General features: G+C 71.9%; 1 protein-coding gene. It reads left to right on the top strand.

Annotation, left to right across the window (positions count from 1 at the left end; translation table 11 throughout):
* Window positions 1–90: 90 nt before the first annotated feature.
* A partial coding sequence (locus G6030_RS15355) for a DUF222 domain-containing protein (protein WP_182643709.1) occupies window positions 91–548 on the top strand: 458 nt, incomplete at its 3' end.

Below are 548 nucleotides of genomic sequence, written 5' to 3'. Positions count from 1 at the left end.
GGTTGCTAGTGTTCACTTGATCGAACACACGAGCGATCATCGCCCGGTCGGGCGGCGATCACACCCACGCCAAGGGGGCGGGCACGGCCGATGACACGAGCACCACAACCGCACCCGGGCGGCGATCACGGCGCTGATCACAGGGCAGATCGCCGCGCCGATGGCGGCTCCGTCGACTGTCCCGCCATCGCCGCGGCCGGCGCCGCCGCCGTGCAGGCCCTGTACGCCGAGAACATCGCCGCCGCCGCCCGCCTGCGCGCCTGCTACGACCTCTACACCGTGTGCGAGGACGAGCAGGAACGGCGCGACCTGGCCGCCGGCTACGACCCCGAGATCGACCTGCGGCCCGAGCACGCCGTCATCGACCCCTTCCACATCGCCTGCGCCGAGATCGTCGCCGCCTACGGCGTGCACAACAACCGCGCCCGCACCCTGCTCACCCGGGCCCGCACCCTGATCACCCGCTTCCCCACCCTGGTCGAGGCCATGGAAACCGGCCGCCTCGACGAGGACACCGCCACCCTGCTCGCCCGCCACATGCGCACCGT

The sequence above is a fragment of the Dietzia sp. E1 genome (assembly GCF_014145015.1).
Lineage (GTDB): Bacteria > Actinomycetota > Actinomycetes > Mycobacteriales > Mycobacteriaceae > Dietzia > Dietzia cinnamea_A.
This window is presented reverse-complemented; position numbering and strand designations above follow the sequence as displayed.